This is a genomic window from Kitasatospora sp. NPDC006697, from assembly GCF_042869935.1.
In the GTDB taxonomy this organism is placed as follows: Bacteria; Actinomycetota; Actinomycetes; order Streptomycetales; family Streptomycetaceae; genus Kitasatospora.
Genome location: NZ_JBIAGU010000019.1, coordinates 1 through 23,451 on the forward strand (window position 1 = coordinate 1; position 23,451 = coordinate 23,451).

At 74.1% G+C, this 23,451-nt stretch carries 20 protein-coding genes; 9 read left to right on the forward strand and 11 right to left on the reverse strand.

Annotation, left to right across the window (positions count from 1 at the left end):
* Window positions 1-121: 121 nt before the first annotated feature.
* Window positions 122-574: a GNAT family N-acetyltransferase gene (locus tag ACFYNO_RS24705; RefSeq protein ID WP_388016378.1), complete on the reverse strand. Its 453-nt coding sequence runs from the start codon at window positions 572-574 to the stop codon at window positions 122-124.
* Between the two features lie 30 nt (window positions 575-604).
* Window positions 605-1,396, reverse strand: coding sequence for a VOC family protein (locus tag ACFYNO_RS24710; protein WP_388016381.1), 792 nt, complete (start codon window positions 1,394-1,396; stop codon window positions 605-607).
* A gap of 141 nt (window positions 1,397-1,537) precedes the next feature.
* Here ACFYNO_RS24710 and ACFYNO_RS24715 point away from each other — a divergent pair, with 141 nt between their 5' ends.
* From ACFYNO_RS24715 to ACFYNO_RS24725, 3 genes are all read left to right on the forward strand, one after another.
* Window positions 1,538-3,775 carry an ATP-dependent RecD-like DNA helicase gene (locus ACFYNO_RS24715; protein WP_388016384.1) on the forward strand — a complete coding sequence of 746 codons (2,238 nt, stop codon included), beginning with the start codon at window positions 1,538-1,540 and terminating at the stop codon, window positions 3,773-3,775.
* A 239-nt stretch (window positions 3,776-4,014) separates the two neighbouring features.
* The gene (locus ACFYNO_RS24720; protein ID WP_388016387.1) at window positions 4,015-5,325 is read left to right on the forward strand and encodes a citrate synthase; all 1,311 of its coding nucleotides are present in this window, start codon (window positions 4,015-4,017) and stop codon (window positions 5,323-5,325) included.
* Window positions 5,326-5,811: 486 nt separating this feature from the next.
* Window positions 5,812-6,531 carry an SDR family NAD(P)-dependent oxidoreductase gene (locus ACFYNO_RS24725; protein ID WP_388016390.1) on the forward strand — a complete coding sequence of 240 codons (720 nt, stop codon included), beginning with the start codon at window positions 5,812-5,814 and terminating at the stop codon, window positions 6,529-6,531.
* Window positions 6,532-6,561: 30 nt separating this feature from the next.
* On the opposite strand, the gene ACFYNO_RS24730 is transcribed toward ACFYNO_RS24725, so the two are convergent.
* A complete protein-coding gene (locus ACFYNO_RS24730; protein WP_388016393.1) occupies window positions 6,562-8,820 on the reverse strand; it encodes a heavy metal translocating P-type ATPase in 2,259 nt (752 codons plus the stop codon).
* A 67-nt stretch (window positions 8,821-8,887) separates the two neighbouring features.
* Window positions 8,888-9,106: a heavy-metal-associated domain-containing protein gene (locus ACFYNO_RS24735; protein WP_388016396.1), complete on the reverse strand. Its 219-nt coding sequence runs from the start codon at window positions 9,104-9,106 to the stop codon at window positions 8,888-8,890.
* Window positions 9,107-9,363: 257 nt separating this feature from the next.
* Here ACFYNO_RS24735 and ACFYNO_RS24740 point away from each other — a divergent pair, with 257 nt between their 5' ends.
* Window positions 9,364-10,527, forward strand: coding sequence for a PP2C family protein-serine/threonine phosphatase (locus ACFYNO_RS24740; RefSeq protein WP_388016399.1), 1,164 nt, complete (start codon window positions 9,364-9,366; stop codon window positions 10,525-10,527).
* Here ACFYNO_RS24740 and dhaL read toward each other — a convergent pair whose 3' ends face one another.
* Together dhaL and dhaK are read right to left on the reverse strand one after the other, a co-directional pair.
* On the reverse strand, window positions 10,528-11,166 hold the full coding sequence (dhaL, locus tag ACFYNO_RS24745; protein ID WP_388016402.1) for a dihydroxyacetone kinase subunit DhaL: 639 nt from the start codon (window positions 11,164-11,166) through the stop codon (window positions 10,528-10,530).
* Between the two features lie 41 nt (window positions 11,167-11,207).
* Window positions 11,208-12,203, reverse strand: a complete 996-nt coding sequence (dhaK, locus tag ACFYNO_RS24750) for a dihydroxyacetone kinase subunit DhaK (RefSeq protein WP_388016405.1) — start codon at window positions 12,201-12,203, stop codon at window positions 11,208-11,210.
* 112 nt (window positions 12,204-12,315) lie between these two features.
* Between dhaK and dhaM the strand changes: the two genes are divergently transcribed.
* On the forward strand, window positions 12,316-12,708 hold the full coding sequence (gene dhaM / locus ACFYNO_RS24755) for a dihydroxyacetone kinase phosphoryl donor subunit DhaM (protein WP_388016408.1): 393 nt from the start codon (window positions 12,316-12,318) through the stop codon (window positions 12,706-12,708).
* 22 nt (window positions 12,709-12,730) lie between these two features.
* Here dhaM and ACFYNO_RS24760 read toward each other — a convergent pair whose 3' ends face one another.
* Window positions 12,731-14,419, reverse strand: coding sequence for a bifunctional 3'-5' exonuclease/DNA polymerase (locus tag ACFYNO_RS24760; RefSeq protein WP_388016411.1), 1,689 nt, complete (start codon window positions 14,417-14,419; stop codon window positions 12,731-12,733).
* Between the two features lie 92 nt (window positions 14,420-14,511).
* Here ACFYNO_RS24760 and ACFYNO_RS24765 point away from each other — a divergent pair, with 92 nt between their 5' ends.
* Together ACFYNO_RS24765 and ACFYNO_RS24770 are read left to right on the forward strand one after the other, a co-directional pair.
* Window positions 14,512-16,539 carry a M3 family metallopeptidase gene (locus tag ACFYNO_RS24765; RefSeq protein ID WP_388016414.1) on the forward strand — a complete coding sequence of 676 codons (2,028 nt, stop codon included), beginning with the start codon at window positions 14,512-14,514 and terminating at the stop codon, window positions 16,537-16,539.
* 183 nt (window positions 16,540-16,722) lie between these two features.
* A complete protein-coding gene (locus tag ACFYNO_RS24770) occupies window positions 16,723-17,694 on the forward strand; it encodes a LuxR C-terminal-related transcriptional regulator (protein WP_388016417.1) in 972 nt (323 codons plus the stop codon).
* Here ACFYNO_RS24770 and ACFYNO_RS24775 read toward each other — a convergent pair.
* Window positions 17,691-19,106, reverse strand: a complete 1,416-nt coding sequence (locus tag ACFYNO_RS24775; protein WP_388016420.1) for a glycoside hydrolase family 5 protein — start codon at window positions 19,104-19,106, stop codon at window positions 17,691-17,693. The genes ACFYNO_RS24770 and ACFYNO_RS24775 overlap by 4 nt on opposite strands.
* 95 nt (window positions 19,107-19,201) lie before the next feature.
* A complete protein-coding gene (locus ACFYNO_RS24780) occupies window positions 19,202-19,885 on the reverse strand; it encodes a TetR family transcriptional regulator (protein WP_388016423.1) in 684 nt (227 codons plus the stop codon).
* 142 nt (window positions 19,886-20,027) lie between these two features.
* On the opposite strand from ACFYNO_RS24780, the gene ACFYNO_RS24785 reads away from it, so the two are divergent.
* Window positions 20,028-21,263 (forward strand): acyl-CoA dehydrogenase family protein, encoded by a 1,236-nt coding sequence (locus ACFYNO_RS24785; RefSeq protein ID WP_388016426.1) that lies wholly within the window; start codon window positions 20,028-20,030, stop codon window positions 21,261-21,263.
* Window positions 21,264-21,370: 107 nt separating this feature from the next.
* Here the strand turns inward: ACFYNO_RS24785 and ACFYNO_RS24790 are convergent, their stop codons facing one another.
* Complete coding sequence (locus ACFYNO_RS24790; RefSeq protein WP_388016429.1) at window positions 21,371-21,568, reverse strand: DUF1918 domain-containing protein; 198 nt, start codon at window positions 21,566-21,568, stop codon at window positions 21,371-21,373.
* Between the two features lie 107 nt (window positions 21,569-21,675).
* On the reverse strand, window positions 21,676-22,575 hold the full coding sequence (locus ACFYNO_RS24795) for an enoyl-CoA hydratase/isomerase family protein (RefSeq protein ID WP_388016432.1): 900 nt from the start codon (window positions 22,573-22,575) through the stop codon (window positions 21,676-21,678).
* 142 nt (window positions 22,576-22,717) lie between these two features.
* Between ACFYNO_RS24795 and ACFYNO_RS24800 the strand changes: the two genes are divergently transcribed.
* Window positions 22,718-23,209 (forward strand): NUDIX domain-containing protein, encoded by a 492-nt coding sequence (locus ACFYNO_RS24800; RefSeq protein WP_388016435.1) that lies wholly within the window; start codon window positions 22,718-22,720, stop codon window positions 23,207-23,209.
* The last annotated feature ends 242 nt before the right edge of the window (window positions 23,210-23,451 follow it).

Genomic DNA, 23,451 nt, shown 5'->3' on the forward strand with positions numbered 1-23,451 from the left:
GGTACTGCAGGGGGGACCCTGTGGGAGAGTAGGACGCCGCCGAACAATCATTCAGGAGAAGCCCCCAGCATTCGTGCTGGGGGCTTCTTCGCGTTTCCGGGGAATTCGGCGGAGAAGAGAGTCAGAGCTGCAGCTTGAATCCCACGTGTGACCCGGTGAACCCCAGCCGCTCGTAGAACCGGTGCGCGTCGGCCCGGCTGCTGTCGGAGGTCAGCTGCACCAGGCCCGCGCCGAGCCGGCCGGACTCCTCGACCGCCCACCGGATCAGCTGGGTGCCCAGGCCGTTGCCGCGCTCGGCGGCCTTGATCCGCACCGCCTCGATGATCGTCCGGGTGGTGCCGGCCCGGGAGAGCCCGGGGATCACGGAGAGCTGGAGCGTGCCGACCACCTCGCCGTCCCGCTCGGCGACGGTCGGGTGCTGGTGGGGATCGGCCTCCAGGCGGTCGAAGGCGGCGTGGTAGGGCGTCAGGTCCTCGGGAGTCTCCCGGGTGGCGCCCTTGGCGTCCTCGGCCAGCAGGGCCACGATCGCGGGGATGTCCTCGCGGGTGGCCGGGCGGATGATCAGATCGTTCATGCCGCTCAGCCTAGTGAGCCGCCCGCCGGCTCAGCTGCCCGCCGGCAGGCTGGTGATCACCGAGAACGCGGCGCCGTGCGGGTCGGTGAGCTGCACGAACCGCCCGACCCCGGGCTCCTCGACCACCTCGCCGCGGGCCTGGCCGCCCAGCTCCAGCGCCGTGGCGAGGGCCGTGTCCACGTCCGCCACCTCGAAGTAGGGCAGCCAGTAGGAGCCGGTGTGCGCGCTCAGGTCCTCGTCGACCAGGGCGGCGATCCCGCCCTGGCTCGAGTCGGTGCCGCCGCCGGTCGGGGAGATCACGGTGTACGTGAAGTCGCCGAACGGCACGTCCTGTTCGAGCCAGTCGAAGACGGCCCGGTAGAACGGCTTGGCCAGCTCCGGGCCGGTGGTGTGCAGTTCGGTCCAGCAGAGCGTGCCGGTCTCGGTGACGGCTTCCAGGCCCTTGGTGGAGCCGGGCTGCCAGACCGCGAAGCGGGCGCCGGTGGGGTCGGTGAAGCCGGCCATCCACCCGGCGGTGAAGACGTCGACCGGCCCGAAGTGGACTCCGCCGCCGGCCCGGGTGACGAGCTGCGCCGTCCGTTCGGCGTCGTCGGTGCGGAAGTAGACCGTCCAGGCCGCCGAGGCCCCCTCCTCGGTGAGCGGGCCGAGCGCGGCGACCGTCCGCTCGCCGAGGCGGAAGAAGCCGTAGCCGCCGGCGTCGGGGCCGGCGGTGCTGAAGGTCCAGCCGAACAGGCGGCCGTAGAAGTCCTGGGAGGCCGCGGGATCGGGGCTGCCGAGGTCGATCCAGTTGGGAGCGCCGGGCACGAATTCGGTGGTCAGCATGGTGTCGCCCGCTTCGGTCGGAATCGTTTCCCTCCTGTCATCGTCAGCCCTGCCCGCGGGTACCGACAATCGCGGCGGGCCTGTCGGCACGGAGCGGTAGCGTTCATCACGCAAGGCGCGCACCGTCAGAGGGGAGCCCGGATGAGCGGGCAGCAGACCCAGGCCGGCGTCCCTCGGCAGCTGGCCCAGCTGGAGGGCGTGCTGGAGCGGATCACCTACGCCAACGAAGAGACCGGCTACACGGTGGCCCGGGTCGACACCGGCCGCGGCGGGGGCGAGCTGCTGACGGTGGTGGGGGCGCTGCTGGGCGCGCAGGTCGGCGAGTCGCTGCGGCTGCACGGCCGCTGGGGGTCGCACCCGCAGTACGGGCGGCAGTTCACGGTGGAGAACTACACCACCGTCCTGCCGGCCACCGTGCAGGGCATCCAGCGGTACCTGGGCTCGGGCCTGATCAAGGGGATCGGCCCGAAGTTCGCGGAGCGGATCGTCGGCCACTTCGGGATCGACACGCTGACCGTGATCGAGGAGCAGGCCGAGCGGCTGATCGAGGTGCCGGGGCTGGGCCCGAAGCGGACCAAGATGATCGCCGCGGCCTGGGAGGAGCAGAAGGCCATCAAGGAGGTCATGGTCTTCCTCCAGGGCGTCGGTGTCTCCACCTCGCTGGCCGTGCGGATCTACAAGAAGTACGCCGACTCCTCGATCGGCGTGGTGAAGAACGAGCCGTACCGGCTGGCCGCGGACGTCTGGGGCATCGGCTTCCTGACCGCGGACCGGATCGCCCAGGCGGTCGGCATCCCGCACGACAGCCCGGAGCGGGTCAAGGCGGGCCTGCAGTACGCGCTCTCGCAGAGCAGCGACCAGGGCCACTGCTACCTGCCCGAGGAGCGGCTGATCGCGGACGGGGTGAAGCTGCTGCAGGTGGACGTCGGCCTGGTGATCGACTGCCTGGCCGAGCTGGTCGCCGACGAGGGCGTGGTCCGCGAGGTGCTGCCGCCGGAGCAGGCGGACGGCGAGCCGATCAGCGCCGTCTACCTGGTGCCGTTCCACCGCGCCGAGGTGTCGCTCTCCAACCAGCTGCTGCGGCTGCTGGGTTCGGACTCCGACCGGATGCCCGGCTTCGGCGGGGTGGACTGGGCGAAGGCGCTCGGCTGGCTGGCCGAGCGGACCGGGACCGAGCTGGCGCCCGAGCAGCAGCAGGCCGTCCGGCTGGCGCTGACCGAGAAGGTCGCGGTGCTGACGGGCGGTCCGGGCTGCGGCAAGTCCTTCACCGTGAAGTCGATCGTGACGCTGGCGCTGGCGAAGAAGGCCAAGGTGCTGCTGGCCGCGCCGACCGGCCGGGCGGCCAAGCGGCTGGCCGAGCTGACCGGCCATCAGGCGGCCACCGTGCACCGGCTGCTGGAGCTGCGGCCGGGCGGCGAGGCGGCCTACGACCGGGAGCGTCCGCTGGACGCCGACCTGGTGGTGGTGGACGAGGCGTCGATGCTGGACCTGATCCTGGCGAACAAGCTGGTGAAGGCGGTGGCTCCGGGCGCGCACCTGCTCTTCGTCGGGGATGTGGACCAGCTGCCCTCGGTCGGGGCGGGCGAGGTGCTGCGGGACCTGCTGGACGAGCGCGGCCCGATCCCGTCGGTCCGGCTGACCCGGATCTTCCGCCAGGCCCAGCAGTCCGGCGTGGTGGTGAACGCGCACCGGATCAACGAGGGCAAGCCGCCGCTGACCGACGGCCTGCCGGACTTCTTCCTCTTCGTGGAGGACGACACCGAGCGCACCGCCGGCCTGGTGGTGGACGTGGTGGCGCGCCGGATCCCGGGCCGGTTCGGCCTGGACGCCCGGCGCGACGTGCAGGTGCTGGCCCCGATGCACCGCGGCCCGGCGGGCGCCGGGAACCTGAACACCCTGCTGCAGGCGGCCGTCACCCCGGGCCGGGAGGGCCTGCCGGAGAAGCGGTTCGGCGGCCGTACCTTCCGGGTGGGCGACAAGGTCACCCAGATCCGCAACAACTACGAGAAGGGGCGCAACGGCGTCTTCAACGGCACGGTCGGCGTGGTGACCTCGCTGGACACGGACGAGCAGCGGCTCACCGTGCTGACCGACGAGGACGAGGAGGTGCCGTACGACTTCGACGAGCTGGACGAGCTGCAGCACGCCTACGCCGTCACCATCCACCGTTCGCAGGGCAGCGAGTATCCGGCGGTGGTGATTCCGGTCACCACCTCGGCCTGGAACATGCTGCAGCGCAACCTGCTCTACACGGCCGTCACCCGGGCCAAGAAGCTGGTGGTGTTGGTCGGCTCCCGCCGGGCGATCGGCCAGGCGGTGCGCACCGTCGGCGCCGGCCGGCGCCATGCCGCACTGGACCACCGGTTGTCCACCGGATGAACAGCTGAACCCGGAGTGCGGTCCCGGGCCGGAACAGGGGTATCTTGACGTGAAGAAATTGATGTACCAGCCTAGTCTTGCCGCGATCTTGTCCGGTTCGCACGGGCTGGGGCGTCGGCTTTTGTAGGGGCAGGCTCTTTTGGGCCACCCCGGGTGCGCGGCCCGCTCCCGCATGGGGGAGGGTGGACGAGTCAGGGCACTCGAAGCGGCCCCCCGTGGGCCGGCCCGTCATTACGTCGGTGAGGAAGAGCGTGAGCGAGAACAGTCAAAGCGCCGTAGTACTGCGGTACCAGGGCGGCGAGTACGAGTACCCCGTCGTGGAGAGCACTGCCGGCAACTCTGGCTTCGACATCTCGAAGCTGCTCCCGCAGACCGGTCTGGTCACCCTGGACAACGGCTTCGGCAACACCGCCGCGTACAAGTCCGCGATCACCTTCGTGGACGGCGACAACGGCATCCTGCGCTACCGCGGCTACCCGATCGAGCAGCTGGCCGAGCGCGGCAGCTTCATCGAGACCGCCTACCTCCTGATCAACGGTGAGCTCCCGACCGCCGACCAGCTGGCCGGCTTCAGCAATGAGATCACCCAGCACACCCTGCTGCACGAGGACGTCAAGCGCTTCTACCAGGGCTTCCCGCGGGACGCCCACCCGATGGCGATGCTCTCCTCGGTGGTCGGCGCGCTGTCCACGTTCTACCAGGACAGCCACAACCCGTTCGACGCCGGCCAGCGCCACCTGTCGACCGTCCGCCTGCTGGCGAAGCTGCCGACCATCGCGGCCTACGCCTACAAGAAGTCGGTCGGCCAGCCGTTCGTCTACCCGCGCAACGACCTGAGCTACGTCGAGAACTTCCTCCGGATGACCTTCGCGGTCCCGGCCCAGGACTACGAGCTCAACCCGGTCGTGGTCAACGCGCTGGACAAGCTGCTCATCCTGCACGCGGACCACGAGCAGAACTGCTCGACCTCCACGGTGCGCCTGGTCGGCTCCAGCCACGCCAACCAGTTCGCCTCGATCTCGGCCGGCATCTCGGCGCTCTGGGGCCCGCTGCACGGCGGCGCCAACCAGGCCGTGCTGGAGATGCTGGAGCAGATCCAGAAGGACGGCGGCGACGTCGACGCCTTCATCCGCAAGGTGAAGAACCGCGAGGACGGCGTCAAGCTGATGGGCTTCGGCCACCGCGTGTACAAGGCCTTCGACCCGCGCGCCGCGCTGGTCAAGGGCCTGGCGCACGACGTGCTGGCCCAGCTCGGCAAGTCGGACGAGCTGCTGGAGATCGCGCTCAAGCTGGAGGAGCACGCGCTCAGCGACGACTTCTTCGTCTCGCGCAAGCTCTACCCGAACGTGGACTTCTACACCGGCCTGATCTACCGGGCGATGGGCTTCCCGACCAGCATGTTCACCGTGCTGTTCGCGCTCGGCCGGCTGCCCGGCTGGATCGCCCACTGGCACGAGATGATCAACGACCCGACCAGCCGGATCGGCCGCCCGCGGCAGATCTACACCGGCACCGCGATCCGGGACTACGTGGCGCTCGACGCCCGCTGACCGACGCCGGCCCGCAGACCCGAAGGGCCCCGCTGCCACTGGCAGCGGGGCCCTTCGGGTCTCTCTCGCGACGCACGGCGCCCGGGAGCGGGTGGAGCCTGGAACGGCCGCTCAAAGCGTTCCTGGCCCCGTCCCGTGCCCGGCGCCGTGCGCGAGGACCGCCGTTTGGCACGACGGCCGTCCCGGGGCCCGCCGGAGCCCCGTCGGCGGCCCGGACCGCGGGTGCGCGGACCCACCCGGAGGGGGAGGGTGGCACGCGCACGCCGTTCCGCAGTCATGAAGCCGCACTCACCAAGGTAAGACGTATCAGGCCCCGCAAAGTTACGTCGGGGGTGTGTGAGTTGTCTCTCCCTGTTTCCGTTGCGGGTCCGGGGACCGCCCATATCACAATCCGCCGGAGCCGGCGGCGTCACCCTCCCCGCAGTCACGGCGACCCTGCGTGATAGGAATCGTGTCATTCCGGTACGGACAGGGCGGGAGTGCGAGATGGCCAGGAACGTTGTCGTCACCGGCGGTGGCACCGGGATCGGCCTGGAGATCGCCCGCCGGTTCGTCGAGGCGGGCGAGCAGGTGGTGATCGTCGGCCGGCGCCGCGCGGTGCTGGAGGCGGCCGCCGTCGAGCTGGGCGGCTCGGTGACCCCACTGGTCTGCGACCTGGCCGATCCGGACGAGGTGGAGGCGGCGCTGCGGGTGCTGCCGGCCCGGATCGACGTGCTGGTGAACAACGCGGGCAGCCGGGAGACCGGCTTCGGGGTCGGCCCGCACGCGCTGCTGGCCCGCTGGCGCGGCGACTTCGAGCGCAATGTGCTGACCGCCGTGCTGCTCACCGAGTCGGTGCGGGACCGGCTGACGCCGGGCGAGGGCCGGGTGGTGACGATCAGCTCGATCGCGGCGCTGCGCGGAGCCGGCTCGTTCGGCGCGGCGAAGGCCTCGCTGCACGCCTGGAACCACTTCCTGGCCGCCCAGCTGGGCCCGTCCGGGATCACCGCCAACATCGTGGCGCCCGGCACGGTGGCCGGCACCGAGTTCTTCGGCCCCCGGCTGGACGAGGCCGAGGTCTCCCGCCGGGCCGCCCGCACCCTGCTCGGCCGGATCGGCGAGACCGGCGAGGTGGCCGCGGCGGTCTGCTTCCTGGCCTCCCCGGAGGCGGGCTTCATCACCGGCGAGATCCTGCACTGCAACGGCGGCGAGCTCCTCGGCCGCTGAGGCCGAGGAGCTCGGGGGAGTGCCGCGGGTTCAGCGGAAGCGGCGCAGCCGCAGGCTGTTGGTGACCACGAAGACCGAGGAGAAGGCCATCGTGGCGCCGGCCACCACCGGGTTGAGCAGGCCGGTCGCGGCCAGCGGCAGGGCCGCCACGTTGTAGGCGAAGGCCCAGAACAGGTTGCCCTTGATGGTGGCCAGGGTCCGGCGGGAGAGCCGGATCGCGTCGGCCGCCACCCGCAGGTCGCCGCGGACCAGGGTGAGGTCGCCGGCCTCTATCGCGGCGTCGGTGCCGGTACCCATCGCCAGGCCGAGGTCGGCCTGGGCGAGGGCGGCGGCGTCGTTCACCCCGTCGCCGACCATCGCCACCGAGCGGCCCTCGCCCTGGAGGCGCTTGACCTGGGCCACCTTGTCCTCGGGCAGCACCTCGGCGATGACGTCCGCGGCCGGGATGCCGACCTCGGCGGCGACCGCCTCGGCCACCGCGCGGTGGTCGCCGGTCAGCAGCACCGGGCGCAGGCCCAGCCGCCGCAGCTCGCGGACCGCTTCGGCGCTGCTCGGCTTGACGGTGTCGGCGACCACCAGCACGGCGCGGGCCGCGCCGTCCCAGCCGACCGCCACCGCGGTCCGCCCGGCCTGCTCGGCGCCGGCCTTGGCCAGCGCCAGCTCGCCGGTCAGCGGCTGCGCCCAGTCGGCCAGCAGGCTCTCCCGGCCGGCCAGCACCGCGTGGCCGTCGACCACGCCCTGGACGCCGAGGCCGGGCAGGTTCTCGAAGCCCTCGACGGCCGGCAGGGTGCCCAGCCGCTCGCTCGCGGCGGCGGCGATGGCCCGGGCGATCGGGTGCTCGGAGGCGTCCTCCAGCGCGCCGGCCAGCCGGAGCGCCTGCTCCTCGGTGGTGCCCTCGGCGGTGTGCACGGAGGTGAGCGCCATCCTGCCGGTGGTCACCGTGCCGGTCTTGTCCAGCACGATGGTGTCCACGGTGCGGGTGGTCTCCAGCACCTCGGGGCCCTTGATCAGGATGCCCAGCTGGGCGCCGCGGCCGGTGCCGACCATCAGCGCGGTCGGGGTGGCCAGGCCGAGGGCGCAGGGGCAGGCGATGATCAGCACGGCCACCGCCGCGGTGAAGGCCGCGGTGGCGCCGCCGCCGGTGAGCAGCCAGGCGGCCAGGGTGCCCAGCGCGATCATGATCACCACCGGCACGAAGACCGCGGAGATCCGGTCGGCGAGCCGCTGCGCGGCGGCCTTGCCGTTCTGCGCCTGCTCGACCAGCTCGGCCATCCGGGCCAGCTGGGTGTCGGCGCCGACCCGGGTGGCCTCGACCACCAGGCGGCCGCCGGCGTTGACGGTGGCGCCGGTGACCGGGTCGCCGACCGCGACCTCCACGGGCACGGACTCGCCGGTGAGCATCGAGGCGTCCACCGCGGAGGCGCCCTCGACCACCGTGCCGTCGGTGGCGATCTTCTCGCCGGGCCGGACCACGAAGCGGGTGCCGACGGTCAGCTCGGCCACCGGGACGCGCAGCTCGCGGCCGTCCCGGAGCACCGCGACGTCCTTGGCGCCCAGGTCGAGCAGGGCGTGCAGGGCCGCGCCGGCCCGCCGCTTGGAGCGGGCCTCCAGCCAGCGGCCGAGCAGGATCAGCGTGGTGACGGCGGCGGCCGTCTCCAGGTAGAGGGTGGAGGAGGCGTCGGCGCGGCTGACCGAGAGGGTGAAGTGGTGCTTCATGCCGGGCATCCCGGCATCGCCCCAGAAGAGCGCCCAGACCGACCAGCCGAAGGCGGCCAGCGTGCCGAGCGAGACCAGGGTGTCCATGGTGGCGGCGCCGTGCCGCAGGTTGGTCCAGGCGGCCTTGTGGAAGGGCCGGCCACCGTAGGCGACCACCGGGCCGGTGAGGGCGAAGGCGAGCCACTGCCAGTTGGTGAACTGCAGGGCCGGGACCATGGAGAGCAGCACCACGGGGAGGGTGAGCACCGCGCTGAGCAGCAGGCGGTCGCGCAGGGGGTCCGCCACGGCTTCGGCGGGCTTGTTCTCGGGGGCCGGGGCGGCGGGCGGCGGCGGCAGCTCGGCGGTGTAGCCGGTGCGCTCGACGGTGGCGATCAGGTCGTCCACCGAGACGCCGGGGGCGAAGTCCACCCGGGCCTTCTCGGTGGCGAAGTTCACGGTCGCCTCGACGCCGTCCATCCGGTTGAGCTTCTTCTCGATCCGGGCGGCGCAGGAGGCGCAGGTCATCCCGCCGATCGACAGCTCGACCCGGTCGGCTCCGGCCGTGGCGTGGACGGTGCTACTGGCTGTGCTCATCGTGCTGCTCCTTCTCTCCAGAGGGTACGGGGGGCGGTGGCGGGGGTGCCGCCCCCCGTCGCCGTGCTCAGGCGGCCTGGCCGACCAGTTCGTAGCCCGCCTCGTCGATCGCGGCGCGCACCGCGGACTCCTCCAGGGGCTGCTCGGAGGAGACGGTGACGGTGCCGGCCTTGGCGTCGGCAGCGACGTCCAGCACGCCCGCGATGGCGGACAGCTCGCTGCTGACGGACTTCTCGCAGTGGCCGCAGCTCATGCCGGTGACGGTGTAGGTGATGGTGCTGGCCATGGGGGCCTCCGTGGTTCCGGGGCGCCGGAGCGGCGCCGTGCTGTTGAGAACACCATACCCCCCTAGGGTATTTCGATAGGGGGTGGGGGTATCGGGAAATGTGTGACGGTCGTCACGATCCGCGACAGAGGGTAGTCGCACCCGTACCAGGCGTACGACTCCGCCGCTCCTGGCCGGTGGAAAACCCGGAGCGTCCCCGCCCCGGCCGGCCGCGCGAGCCGCCCGGCGGGGCAGACCGGGTGCCGTAGTCTTCGCAGGTGCGCCGCCCCTGTCCGCCCCTGGTCCCGTCGAATGCCGAGGTCTTCGGCCTGAACCGGGACCGCCGCCGACGGGCACTGGCGGCCGTGGACCTGCGCGACCTCTCCTGGCGGCGGCGGGCCGTGCCGGCGCTGCTGGCGATCGCCGCGGTCTGCCTGGCCGACCTGGCCACCGGGGAGGAGCGCTACCTGGCACCGCTGATGACCGTGGTGCCCTCGGTCGCGGCGCTCACCATGTCCGCCGTCGGCGTGCTCGGCGTCTGCACCGTGGGCCTGGTCGCGCTGCTCGGCCTGAACCAGTACGACAACGTGACCGCGGTGCACGACCAGCGGTTCCTCGTCGGGTCGATGGTCACCTACGCGGTGCTCACCCTGTTCAGCGCCTACGTCGCCGAGGTCCGGATGCGCCGGGCCGCCGCCTTCGCCGCCGTCAGCTCGGTGGCCGAGGCGGCCCAGCGGGCGCTGCTGCACCAGCCGGAGCCGGAGGTCGGGCCGCTGCGGCTGGCGGTGCGGTACGCCTCGGCCGCCGACGAGGCGCGGATCGGCGGCGACCTCTTCTCCGTCCTGGACACCCCCGGCGCCACCCGGGTGCTGGTCGGCGACGTGCGCGGCAAGGGGCTCGGCGCGGTGCGCACCGCCTCCGTGGTGCTCGGCGCCTTCCGCGAGGCCGCCTACGACGAGCCCGAGCTGGGCGGGGTGGCCCGGCGGATCGAGGCCAGCGTGCTGCGCAACGTGCCGGAGGGCGAGTTCACCACCGCGCTCTTCGCCGAGGTGTGCGAGCCCGGGGCGATCGAGCTGCTGCAGTACGGCCACGTGCCGCCGCTGCGGGTCGCGCCGGACGGCACCGTGACGGTGCTGGAGGCACCCGACCCCTGGGTGCCGCTGGGCCTGGGCCGCCTGGCGATCGGCCGGCCGAGCGGCTGGACCGAGCCGTTCGAGCCCGGCGACGTGCTGGTGCTCTGCACCGACGGGGTGGTCGAGGCCCGCCGCCCCGGCGGCGAGTTCTACCCGCTGGAGCGGCGGGCCGGCCCGCTGGTGGCCGGCCGGGGCGGCTCGGTGGCGGAGCTGGAGGAGGCGGTGGCCGGCCTCTACGCCGACCTGCTCGCGCACACCGGCGGCGAGCTGGGCGACGACGCGCTGCTGCTGCTGGTCAGCCGGCGCTGATCAGGGCGCGGTGCTGTCGGCCAGCGCGCGGAAGAGCAGCGCCGTGGAGGTGGCGCCCGGGTCTTGGTGGCCGACGCTGCGCGGGCCCAGGTAGGAGGCGCGGCCCTTGCGGGCCTCCAGCGGCACGGTCGCCCGGGCGCCGGCCTCCGCCGCCTCGGCGGCCAGCGCGCCCGCCTCGCGCAGCGTGAAGCCGTCGAAGGCGGCCCGCTCCAGGGCGGCCACGGCCGGTTCGAAGGCGTCCACCATGGTCTTCTCGCCGACCACCGCGCCGCCGAGCTTGCGCACCTGGTCCAGCCCGGCGCGCAGCGCGGCGGCCAGCTCGGTCAGGTCGGCCGCCGGCTCCGGCAGCGCCGCCCCGGCGGCCCGCAGGGCGCTGCCGTAGAGCGGGCCGGCCGCGCCGCCGACCTTGCTGATCAGCGTGGTGCCGGCCCGGGTCAGCAGGGCGCCGGGCGGGGTGTCCGGGGCCAGGCCGTCCAGCAGCGCGGTGACGGCGGTGAAGCCGCGCCGAAGGTTGCTGCCGTGGTCGCCGTCGCCGATCGCGGCGTCCAGCGCGGTCAGCTCCTGCTCGTGCCGCTCGACGGCGGCCGCGGTGGTGCGCAGCCAGGCGGCGGCCAGGTCGTGGTCCATGGCATAGGGCATTGCTGATGCTCCGTCGGTTCCGTGGGGGGCGCTGGACGGGGTCAGGACCAGCGCAGGGCCGGGGTGGCGACCGGGGCGTCCCAGAGGTCCAGCAGCTCCTGGTCGGCCTTGGTCAGGGTGAGCGAGAAGCCGGCCATGTCCAGGCTGGTGACGTAGTTGCCGACCAACCGCCGGGCCACCACCAGGCCGCGGTCGGCGAGCAGCGCGGCCAGCTCGCCGTAGACCAGGTAGAGCTCGTGCAGCGGGGTCCCGCCGAGGCCGTTGAGCAGGGCGATCACCTGGTCGCCGCGGACCAGGGTGTGGTCGGCCAGGACGGTCTCCAGCACCTCGGCGGCCAGCTCCCGGGCCGGGCGCAGCGGTTCGCGGCGGCGGCCCGGCTCGCCGTGGATGCCCACCCCGACCTCGATCTGATCGGCCGGCAGGTCGAAGCCGGGCCGGCCGGCGGCGGGCACGGTGGCGGCGGTGAGCGCGACCGCGAAGGAGCGGGAGGCGGCGTTGGCGCGCTCGCCGATCGCCGCCACCTCGGCCGCCTTGGCGCCGCGCTCGGCCAGTGCGCCGGCCGTCTTCTCCACCACCACGGTGGCGCCGGTGCCGCGCCGGCCCGCGGTGTAGGTGGAGTCCTGGACGGCCACGTCGTCGTCCACCAGCACGGTGTGCACCTCGATGCCCTGCTCGCCGGCGAGTTCGGCGGCGAGCGCGAAGTTGAGCACGTCGCCGGTGTAGTTCTTCACCACCAGCACCGCGCCGGCCCCGCCGTCGGTGGCGGCCAGCGCGGCCAGCACCTGGTCCGGCACGGGGGAGGTGAAGACCTCGCCGGGGCAGGCCGCGTCCAGCATCCCGGGGCCGACGAAGCCGGTGTGCAACGGCTCGTGGCCGGAGCCGCCGCCGGAGACCAGCGCCACCTTGCCGGGCCGCGGGGAGCCCGCCCGCCGCACCACCCGGGAGACCGGATCCACCGCCAACTCCGGGTGGGCGGCCGCGAGTCCGGCGAGCGTGTCGTCGAGCACGGTGTCGGGCGAGTTGATCAGCTTCTTCATGCGGGACTCCCGGAACGTCGGTCGGACCGTGCTGTCGAACCTACGCCACCCCGGTGCCGTTCCTCATTCGTTCGGCACGCCCGGGCATGGCGGGCCGGTTAGTCTCCTGGGTATGAGGAGCACGGTGGGGATCGTCCTGGTGTCGCACAGCGCGCTGCTCGGCGCCGGGGTGCGGGAGTTGGCCGGGCAGCTGGGCGAGGGGGTGCCGGTGGCGGTGGCCGCCGGGCTGGAGGACGGCGGGATCGGCACCAGCTACGAGCTGATCGAGGCCGCGGTCCGGGAGGCCGACCAGGGGGCCGGCGTGCTGGTGCTGCCGGACCTGGGCAGCGCGGTGCTGACCGCCCGCACGGTGCTGGCCGACCTGGGCGACCCGGAGCAGGTCGTGCTGGTCGACGCGCCGTTCGTGGAGGGCGCGGTGGCGGCCGTGGTGACCGCCTCCACCGGGGCCGGGCTGGCCGAGGTGGTGCGCTCGGCGCAGGACGCCCGGCAGGTGAACAAGTTCTGACGGGGCGCCGGGTGGCGCGGCGTCACTTGGCGTCCGCGTAGCACTCCACCACGGCGGTGCTCATCGGGAACTGCACCGGAGTCGGCCCGAAGACCAGCCCCGTCGCCTCGGTGGCCGCCTCGGCGACCGCGGCCACCACCTGGTCGGCCAGCTCGGCGGGCGTGTGCACGAGCACCTCGTCGTGCTGGAAGAAGACCAGGTGCGGGCGGCCCGGCAGCCCGGCGAGTCTTCGGCGCAGCGCCGCCAGCAGGGCCAGCGCCCAGTCCGAGGCGCTGGCCTGGATGACGAAGTTGCGGGTGAACCGGCCGCGGGCGCGGGCCGAGCGCGGACCCTGCTCGCCCGGGTCGCCGGCCGCCTCGGTGAGGTCCAGCCAGGCGTCCGAGGGCGGGGGGCAGGTGCGGCCCAGCCGGGAGCGGACGATGCCGCCGTCCTCGCCGGTGCGGGCGGCCGCCTCCAGGTAGCCCATCGCGCTCGGGTAGCGCTGGCGCAGGGTGGCCAGCAGCGGCCCGATGTCCCCGCTGGTCTGCCCGTACATGGCGCCGAGCAGGCCGAGCTTGGCCTTCGCCCGGTCGCCCTGGAAGGCGGTGGCGGCCAGCGCCTGGTAGAGGTCGCCGCCGGCCGCGCTGCGGGCCAGCGCCGCGTCCTGGGAGAGCGCGGCCAGCACCCGGGGCTCCAGCTGCGCCGCGTCGGCCACCACCAGCCGCCAGCCCGGATCGGCCAGCACCGCGCGCCGCAGCAGCCGGGGGATCTGCAGCGCCCCGCCCCCGCGGCTGGCCCAGCGGCCGGAGACCACGCCGCCCACCACGTACTCGGGGCGGAACCGGCCGCCGCGGGCCCAGGCGTCCTGCCAGGCCCAGCCGTGCGCGGTGTGGATCCGGGACAGCTCCTTGTAGCGGATCATCAGCTCGGCGGCGGGGTGGTCGACCGTGCGCAGCTCCCAGAGCCGGGTGGAGTTCAGCCGGACGCCCTGGTCGGCGAAGGCCTTGAGCACCTGGGTGTGCGAGTCCGGGTTGAACGGCTTGCCGCCGAGGGCCTGCTGCAGCCGCACCGCCAGCTCGGCCAGCCGGGCGGGCTGGGCGCCGGCCACGTGCGGGCGCGGGCCGAGCAGTTCGGTGAGCATCGCGTCGTGCACCTCGACCCGCCAGGGCAGCCCGTCCTCGGCCATCTCGGCCGCGGCCAGCGCGCCGGCCGACTCGGCGGCGGCCAGCAGCCGCAGCCGGCCGCGCTCGGGCTCGGGCAGGGCCTCGAACCGGCGCTGCTGGTCGGCGTGGACGGCGACCACGGCGGCCAGCGGATCGGTGCCCGGCGGCAGCTGCAGCCGGTCGGGCGCGAAGAGCGAGTCCTGCGCCTCGCCGGCGGCGGCCTCCGGCAGGTCGGCCGGCACCGGCAGGCCGCGCAGCCGGGACCAGGCGGCGCCCAGCGAACGGGCCGCGCCCCACTGCCCCTCGTGCGCCAGCAGCAGCGGCTCGACCAGCCGCAGGTCGTGGCAGCGGCCGAGCGGGCGGGGCAGCGCGGGCAGCAGCGGGGCGTAGCCCGATTCGGCCGAGGCCCAGACCCAGCGCGGCTGTTCGGCTGCCTCCAGCCCGGCGACGGCGGCGGCCAGGTCGGCGGCGGGCAGCGGGGCGCCGACCGCCTCGCCGCGCTCGCCGAGGCGCTGCAGGCGGCCGCCGCGCCCGTGCTGATCGGGCACCAGGGCGATCCTGGACACCATCGCGACCTCCTGTTCGGGTCCGGAAAGGCATGCACCAGCCAAGCTCGACCGTATCCCCCCGGACCGACAACGCTGCGCGTATGGTCGGCGGAATGACGGACAACCCCTTCCTCGACCCCAGCCCGCTGCCCTTCCAGCTCCCGCCGTTCGCCGCGATCGCGGAGGAGCACTACCGGCCGGCCCTCGACCAGGGCATGGCCGAGGAGCGGGAGCAGACCGCGCGGATCGCGGCCGATCCGGAGCCGCCCACCTTCGACAACACGGTGGTCGCACTGGAGCGGGCCGGTGCGCTGCTGCGCCGGGTGCAGCCGGTCTTCGACAACCAGGCCGCGGCGGTCAGCACCGAGGGGTTGCGGGAGCTGGAGGCCGAGTACCGGCCGCTGCTCGCCGCGCACGCCGACGCGGTCCACCTGGACGCCGCGCTCTTCGCGCGGCTCGACCAGGTGCACGGGCGCCGTGCCGAGCTGGGGCTGGAGCCGGAGGAGCTGCGGCTGCTGGAGCGCCGCCACGAGCAGTTCGTCCGGGCCGGCGCCCGGCTGCCGGAGCAGGCCCAGCGGCGGCTGCGCGAGCTGAACGCCGAACTGGCCGCGGCGGAGAGCACCTTCGCCCGACAGCTGCGGGCCGCCAACCAGGCCGGCGCGCTGCTGGTGGACCGGCCCGAGCAGCTGGCCGGGTTCTCCGAGGGCGAGCTGGCGGCGGCCGCCGAGAGCGCCCGCGAGCTCGGGCAGGACGGCCGGTACGCGATCGCCCTGGTCAACTTCACCAACCAGCCCGCGCTGGCCAAGCTGACCGACCGGGCGCTGCGCCGCGAGCTGCTGGAGCGCACGCTGGCCCGCGGCCTGGCCGACAACGGCCCGCTGGCCGCCCGGATCGCCGAGCTGCGGGCGGAGCGGGCCGGGCTCTTCGGCTACCCCAGCCACGCCGCCTACGTGGTGGCCGACCAGACCGCCGGCACGGTGGACGCGGTGGCCGGGCTGCTGGCCCGGCTGGTGCCGGCCTCGGTGGCGAACGTGGAGCGCGAGCTGGCCCGGCTGGCGGCCGCCGCCGAGCGGGACGGGGTCGAGGACTTCGGCCCGCACGACGTGGCGTACTACGCGGAGAAGGTCCGGAAGGCCGAGTACGACCTGGACGAGGCCGAGCTGCGCCCGTACCACGAGCTGGAGCGGGTGCTGAAGGACGGCGTCTTCCACGCCGCCGAGCTGGTCTACGGGCTCAGCTTCACCGAGCGCACCGGTGAGCTGGGCGGCTACCACCCCGACACCCGGGTCTTCGAGGTGCGGGAGGCGGACGGCACCCCGCTGGGCCTCTTCCTGGCCGACTTCTTCGCCCGCCCGTCCAAGCGGGGCGGCGCCTGGATGGACGAACTGGTCACCCAGGGCGCGCTGTTCGGCCGCTCGGCGGTGGTGGTGAACAACCTCAACATCACCAAGCCGGCGCCCGGCCGCCCGGCGCTGCTCAGCCTGGACGAGGTGCGCACCCTGTTCCACGAGTTCGGGCACGCGCTGCACGGCCTCTTCTCCGACGTGCGCTTCCCCCGCCTGGCGGGCACCCGGGTGCCGCGGGACTTCGTGGAGTTCCCCTCGCAGGTCAACGAGATGTGGCTGAGCCGGCCCGAGGTGCGGGCCAACTACGCCCGGCACCACGAGACCGGGGAGCCGCTGCCGCAGCACCTGCTGGACCGGCTGGCGGCGGCCGAGGGCTTCGGGCAGGGCCTGCGGATGGTCGAGGTGCTGGCCGCGACCGTGCTGGACTGGGCCTGGCACACCCGGCCGGCCGGCCAACCGGTGGCGGACGTGGCGGAGTTCGAGAGCCGGGTGCTGGCGGAGGCCGGACTGGCGGTGCCCGGGGTGCCGCCGCGCTACCGGACCGGCTACTTCAGCCACCTGTTCGTCGGCGACTACAGCGCCGGCTACTACTCCTACCTCTGGTCCGAGGTGCTGGACGCGGACACCGTGGAGTGGTTCGGCAGCAACGGGCGCCCGGTGCGGGAGAGCGGCGAGCTGTTCCGCCGCGAGCTGCTCTCCCGGGGCGACAGCGTGCCGGCGATGGCCGCGTACCGGGCGGTGCTCGGGCGCGAGCCGCGGGTCGAGCCGCTGCTGGCGCGGCGCGGGCTGGGCTAGGGGCATCCTGACGGGCCGTGCCACCGGTTGGTGGCACGGCCCGTCGGGCTCCGTGCCGGTTCCGGAATCCGCCATGGCGGAAACATGACAGCTGCCGATACTCTTGATTTCCGCGCAACTATCGGCGACAGTCGGGTCGCAAACGGCCCGGGTCGGACCGGGAGACCGGGGGTGGTAGCGCAGATGACGGAGCAGTGGACCGCTCGGTTCGGCGGCCTCGGCCTCTCACCCGACCAGGAGCGGCTCTACCTCCAACTGCTGAGCACCGCCGGCCTGAGCGCCGGCCAGCTCGGCCACTCGCTGGGCATCGGCACCGAGCGCTCGCTCGCCGCGCTGGTGGTACTGGCCGAACTCGGTCTGGTGGAGCGGCCGGTGTCCCCGGACGGCGCCGCGTGGAACGCGGCCGCCCCCGATGTGGCGCTGGAGGAGCTGCTGATGCGGCGCGAGCTGGAGCTGCGCCGCACCAGGGGGCGGATCAACGAACTGCTGCGCACCTACCGGCGCTCGCGGATCGGCACCGAGGCCGGCGAGCTGGTCGAGATCATCACCGGGCGGGACTCGATCGCCGAGCTGTGGCGCAGCCTGCAGCTGGGCGTGCGGGCCGAGTTGCGGGTGCTGGACAAGCCGCCGTACATCCGCCGGGCCGATCCGGAGCTGGAACTCGCCGCGCTGGGCCGTGGGGTGCGGATGCGGGTGGTCTACGAGAGCCGGGTGCTGCGGGAGCCGGACCGGCAGGCCGAGATCCGGCTCTTCACCAGCGCCGGCGAGCAGGCCCGGGTGCTGCCCGAGCTGCCGCTGAAGCTGGCCCTGGTGGACGACAAGTGGGCGCTGCTGCCGGTGAGTTCCGGCACCGAGCTGCAGAGCGTGCTGCTGGTCCGGCCGTCCTCGCTGCTGGACGCGCTGGCCGGGCTGTTCGAGCTCTACTGGACCAGGGCGATGCGGATGCCGGCCGCCGACTCGGCCGAGCTGCCGCAGGACCGGCACCGGCAGCTGCTGGCCCTGCTGGCGGCCGGGCTGACCGACGAGAGCATCGCCCGGCAGATGGGCGTCTCCACCCGGACGGTGCAGCGCTGGGTGCGGGAGCTGATGGACCGGTTCGGCGCCCGCACCCGGTTCCAGGCCGGCATCCAGGCGGCCCGGGCGGACCTGCTCTAGCCGGTCGCGACCGTCAGGGTGACCCGGGCGCCCCGGCGGACCCGGACCAGGATCCGTCCGCCGCCGGCGCGGACCTCCGGATCCCCGGCGCCGCTGACGGTGAGCCGGGCGCCGGGCGGGGCGGCCAGCTCGGTCCAGCCGCCGGTACTGGTGAAGGTGGCGGACCAGCTGCCGGCCGACCACTGCTCGGCGGCGGGCAGCCCGGCCAGCGCCAGGGCGTACGGGCCGAAGGCGGGCCCGTCCCCGGCGGCCGGCCGCCCGGCCGGGTCCAGGGCGCAGTAGCCGCCGTCGCCCCGGCACCAGTACCACATGGTCCAGCCGCTCGCGAAGCCCGCCATCGCCGCGACCTGACGGCGCACCAGCTCCCGGTTGCCCGGGGTGTCGGGGTCCGGCGGGCCCCACTCGCCGACCAGCAGCGGCATCCCGTGCCGGCGCGGGTAGTCGGTGATCGCGGCGGTGTAGGACTCGATGAAGCCGTCGCCCGGGTCCCAGTCGGCCCCGTTCTCCACCGCCGTGTCGTAGTAGTGCGGCGCGTACCCCAGCCGGGCCGGGCCGGAGCGCGGGTCGGTGAAGCCGGGCAGACTGGTCGGCACGCCCTGGCCGACCAGGACGGTGGGCTCGACGAAGAGCCAGCTGCGCCGGTCCACCGAGCGGACGGCGCCGATCAGCCGCTGGTACATCAGTGCCAGCCGGCCCTGCTCCAGCGCCGCCGAGGAGGCGGCGAGCACCGCCGGGTCGGCCGGGTCGCCGTCCACCGGGCCGAACGGCTCGTTGAACAGGTCGTAGCCCAGCAGCGAGCGGTGGCCGCGCAGTTCGCGGGCCACCCGGGTGTAGAGGTCGGTCTGGGCGCGGCGCAGGTCCGGGTCGTCGTAGAGGTGCCGGAAGGCGGCCTGCACGGCGGGCTGGAAGTAGCCGGCGAACCAGTTCGCCGGGTCCGGCACGAAGGGCAGCCCGTCGTCCCGGGTCGCCCAGCGCGGGATGCCCCCGTCGCCGCCGAGGAAGGCGGGGCCGTAGACGTCCTGGTGGAAGTCCACCAGGACCAGCAGGCCGTCCTGGTCGGCCCAGTCCAACAGCCGCCGGAGCTTGGCGAGTTCGGCGCCGTCGTAGTGGTCGCGGGCGGGTTCCAGCCGGTTCCAGGAGACCGCCGCGCGGATCAGCGTGAAGCCGTGGTCGGCGATCGCCCGCAGATCGGCCGCGGTGGTCTCGTCGTACTTGTCCAGGTCGAAGCCGCGCGGTTCGACGGCCCGGCCCTGCCGGTCGGTGAAGAGCACCCGGCCGTCCGGCGCGGTCGCCGTCCCGACCGGGAAGCCGGCCGGCCCTTCGGCCGCGCCGGCCGGCGGTGCGGCGGTCAGCAGGGCGAGCGCGGTGGCGGCGCAGAGCAGCAGGGCGGCGGCGGTACGGCGGACGCGCACGGGCACCTCGCACGGACGGCGGTGGGGGAGGGGGCCGATGCTTCCGGAGCCCGCCGCGGCGCGCAAGGGGTCGAACGAGACGGATTGTCAGCAGCTCACTCCTGCACGGGAGTCCGGGGCTCGACGGCGGGTTCGGCGGTCTCCGCGGCGGTCTCGGCCGGGGCGGCGGGTGCCGCGGGCGCGACCGGGGTGGGCAGTGCGGCGGCCGCCGCCAGCCGGCCCCAGAGCAGGTCGGCCAGCGCCTGCACCATCTTGGCCCGCGGGCAGGGCTTCTGCTCCAGCCACCAGTCGCCCGCCGCCAGCACCATGCCGGTGATCGCCCGCCCCCAGGCCTCGGAGATCAGCGGGGCGTCCGGCCCGAGGTCCACCTGGGCCGTCACCGCGCGGGTGATCTCCTCGGCGATCTGCCGCAGCGCCGGGGCCAGCACCCCGCCCACCCCGTTGGGGTCGCCGGTCTCCGGATGGGTGAGCAGCTGGTACACCTGCGGCCGGGCCTCGATCCCGGCCAGGTAGGTGTCCAGCACGTGCTCCACCCGCTCGCGCCGCTCCAGCGGCTCGGCCAGCGCGGCCCGGATCGCCGTCAGCAGCCCGGAGGTGTGCCGCTCGGTCAGTGCCTGGAAGAGCCCGCCGCGGTCGCCGAAGTGCCGGTAGAGGATCGGCTTGGTGATCCCCGCCTCGGTGGCGATCGCGTTCATGCTGGCGTTCGGGCCCTCCCGCCGGACCACCCGGTCGGCGGCGTTGAGCAGCTGCTCCCTGCGCGGTTCCTCCAGCGCGGTCACCCCGGCACTCCCTCTCTCCCGCTCCCTGGACTCGTTGACAGTCCCCGGCTATCAGTAGCAGACTCCGTCCACGTTACCGCCGGTAACACCAGGGCGGCGCGACCACCGGCCCCGGAAGACCCACCACCTGAGGAGTGACCCGATGAGCGGCTTCTCGATGGCCCTGAGCGAGGACCAGCTCGCCGTCCGGGACTGGCTGCACGGCTTCGCCGCGGACGTGATCCGCCCCGCCGCCGCCGAGTGGGACGAGCGCGAGGAGACCCCCTGGCCGATCATCCAGGAGGCCGCCAAGGTCGGGATCTACTCGCTGGACTTCTACGCCCAGCAGTACTTCGACCCCTCGGGCCTGAGCATCCCGATCGCCATGGAGGAGCTGTTCTGGGGCGACGCCGGGATCGGCCTGGCGATCGTCGGCACCACCCTGGCCGCCGTCGCCGTACTGGCCAACGGCACCGAGGAGCAGGTCGGCACCTGGGTGCCGCAGATGTTCGGCACCCCCGACGACGTCAAGGTGGCCGCCTTCTGCTCCTCCGAGCCGGACGCCGGCTCCGACGTCTCCGCGCTGCGCACCCGGGCCGTCTACGACCAGGCCACCGACGAGTGGGTGCTGAACGGCACCAAGACCTGGGCCACCAACGGCGGCATCGCCAACGTGCACGTGGTGGTCGCCACCGTCGACCCGGAGCTGGGCGCCCGCGGCCAGGCCTCCTTCGTGGTGCCGCCCGGCACCAAGGGCCTCAGCCAGGGCCAGAAGTTCAAGAAGCACGGCATCCGCGCCTCGCACACCGCCGAGGTGGTGCTGGACGCGGTGCGGGTGCCCGGCCACTGCCTGCTCGGCGGCAAGGAGAAGCTGGACGAGCGGCTGGCCCGGGCCCGCGAGCGGGCCGCGGCCGGCACCGCCGGCTCCTCCGGCGGGCGCAACGCGGCGATGGCCACCTTCGAGGCCTCCCGCCCCGCCGTCGGCGCCCAGGCCATCGGCATCGCCCGGGCCGCCTACGAGGTGGCGCTCGACTACGCGAAGACCCGGGTGCAGTTCGGCCGCCCGATCATCGACAACCAGGGCGTCGCCTTCGCCCTGGCCGACATGCGCACCCGGATCGACGCGGCCCGGCTGCTGGTCTGGCGGGCCTCCTGGATGGCCGCCAACCAGCAGCCGTTCACCGCCGCCGAGGGCTCGATGTCCAAGCTGTACGCCGGTGAGACCGCGAAGTGGGTCACCGCCCAGGCGATGCAGCTGCTCGGCGGCAACGGGTTCACCCGCGAGTACCCGGTGGAGCGGATGCACCGGGACAGCGCGATCTACACGGTCTTCGAGGGCACCAGCGAGATCCAGCGGCTGGTGATCGCCCGGACCGTGTCGGGGATGCCGATCCGCTGAGCGCGGGTTGCTGAGCCCGGGCTGCTGGGCTCGGGCCGCTGAGCCCGGGCTGCTGGGCCCGGGCAGCTGGGCCGCTGAGCCCGGGCCGCTGACCCCCGGCCCGCCGCTCAGCCCTGCTGGGCGGCGCGGCGCTCGACGGTGCAGTCGGGGCCCGGGTAGAGCAGCCCCTCGTGGCCGTCGGTGAACCGGACCAGGTACGGCGGTTCGCCGTCGGTCCCGCGCACCTCGGTGATCTCGCCCTGCTGTTCGTCGATGCCGACGGCCCGGCTGTGGATGTGGATGCGGTCGCCTACGTCTGCGCGCATGTCCGGAAACTCCTCGTCTCGGGGGGAACTGCTCCTGGGGACAGCTCACCAGAGAGTGACTGGACTCACGTCTCACGTTACTCCGTCGAGCCCAGCGCGCAGGCCCGTCAGCCGCGGGCGTTCGCCTCCTGGTCCGCGTCCTGGAAGGCCGGCTCGCGGCGCTCCAAGAAAGCGGCCAGGCCCTCGCGGACGTCCGGCGCCTCGCGCGAGCGCCGCTCCCACGGGGCCAGCGCCGCGACCGCGCCGGCCAGGTCGGCGGCGGCCAGCGCGTCCTTGGCCGCGCCGATGGTCTGCGGCGAGCGGCGGGCCAGCAGCCGGGCGAACTCCAGCGCCCGGGCGTCCAGCGCCCCGGCCGGGTGCACCTCGTCCAGCAGCCCGAACCGCTCGGCCCGCGCCGCATCCACCAACTCGCCGGAGAACAGCAGGTACTTGGCCCGGGCCGGGCCGACCAGCTCGGCCAGCCGGCGGGTCGGCACCGCCGGGTAGACCACGCCCAGCTTGGCCGGGGTGATCCCGAGCCGGGCGTCGGTCGCGCCGAACCGCAGGTCGCAGGCGAGCGCCAACTGGCAGCCGCCGCCCACGCAGGAGCCGTGCACCACGGCCAGCGTCGGGTGCGGGAAGGCGGCCAGTGCCTGCTCCGCCTCGACGTTGCGGGCGTGGAAGGTGTCGGCGGCGGCCGGAGAGCCGTAGGCGTCGGCGAGTTCGGCGATGTCCGCGCCGGCGCTGAAGGTACGCGCGGCGCCGGTCACCAGCAGCGCCCGCAGCCCGGGCAGTGCGGCCAGCTCGGCGAGCAGCCCGGGCAGCGCGCTCCACATCTCCAGGGTCACCGCGTTGCGCCGGGACGGCCGGTCCAGCAGCAGCACCGCGACCCCGTCGGCACCGTGGAACGCGCGCAGGCCCGGTGCGCCGGCCGGGAGTTCGGCGCGACCGGCGGCGAGGTCGGCGGCTTGGCCGGCGGCGTGGCCGGTTCCGGGGCGCTGGTCGGCGGGCGGCTCGTGGGTCGTCATGCGCCCACTCTCGCAGGGGGTGGGCGGGGGCGGGCGCAGCGGGGCGCGGAGCAGCGGCGGTTCGCCGCGGGGCGCGTGCTTGAATGCGGCCCTGGATGCCGGCACCCAGCCGCCTCTGACTCTGACGATCGGAGAGACCGCCGTGGAGAACGACCAGATGCAGCCCCGGGACGCCTGGCTCGCCTCGCTGTCCCGCTCCTACACCGGCTCCGCCGTGCTGCTCACCGACGAGGAGGGACGGGTGCTGGTGGTCAAGCCCAACTACCGCCCGGGCTGGCAGTTCGTCGGCGGCATCATCGACCGCGGCGAGGACGCGGCCGAGTGCGCCCGCCGCGAGCTGCTCGAGGAGACCGGGCTCGACCTGCCGGTCGGCCGGCTGCTCGCGGTCGCCTGGACCCACCCCACCGAGCAGCTGAACCACCCCGCCGTGCACTTCGTCTTCGACGTCGAGCCGCTGCCGGTCGGCACCGAGGTCGCCCTCCAGGAGAGCGAGCTGGAGGAGTACCGCTGGGTGGAGGTGGAGGAGGCGGCCCGGCTGCTCGGGCCGGCCCGCGAGCCCCGGCTGCGGGCGGCGCTGGCGGCCCGGGCGGACGGCGTGGCGCGGGTGATCGGCGGCGTGGTCACCGGGATCTGACCGGGCCGGTCGGCGGTCGGCGGTCGGGGGTCGGTGGTCGGCGGTCGGTGGCCAGCGGTGGATGGTCGGCGGTTGGTGGTTGGCGGTCGACCCAACGGTGCTTCGCCTGCGGAGGGTGAGGGTCAAGCGGCGCCAAATCGGACATTGATCACGATCAGTGATTATGACAATGCTTCAGTTCCTTTGCATGGTCATCACACTCTTGACAGGATCTGACGGTCCGGGATGACATAGGCATCGCT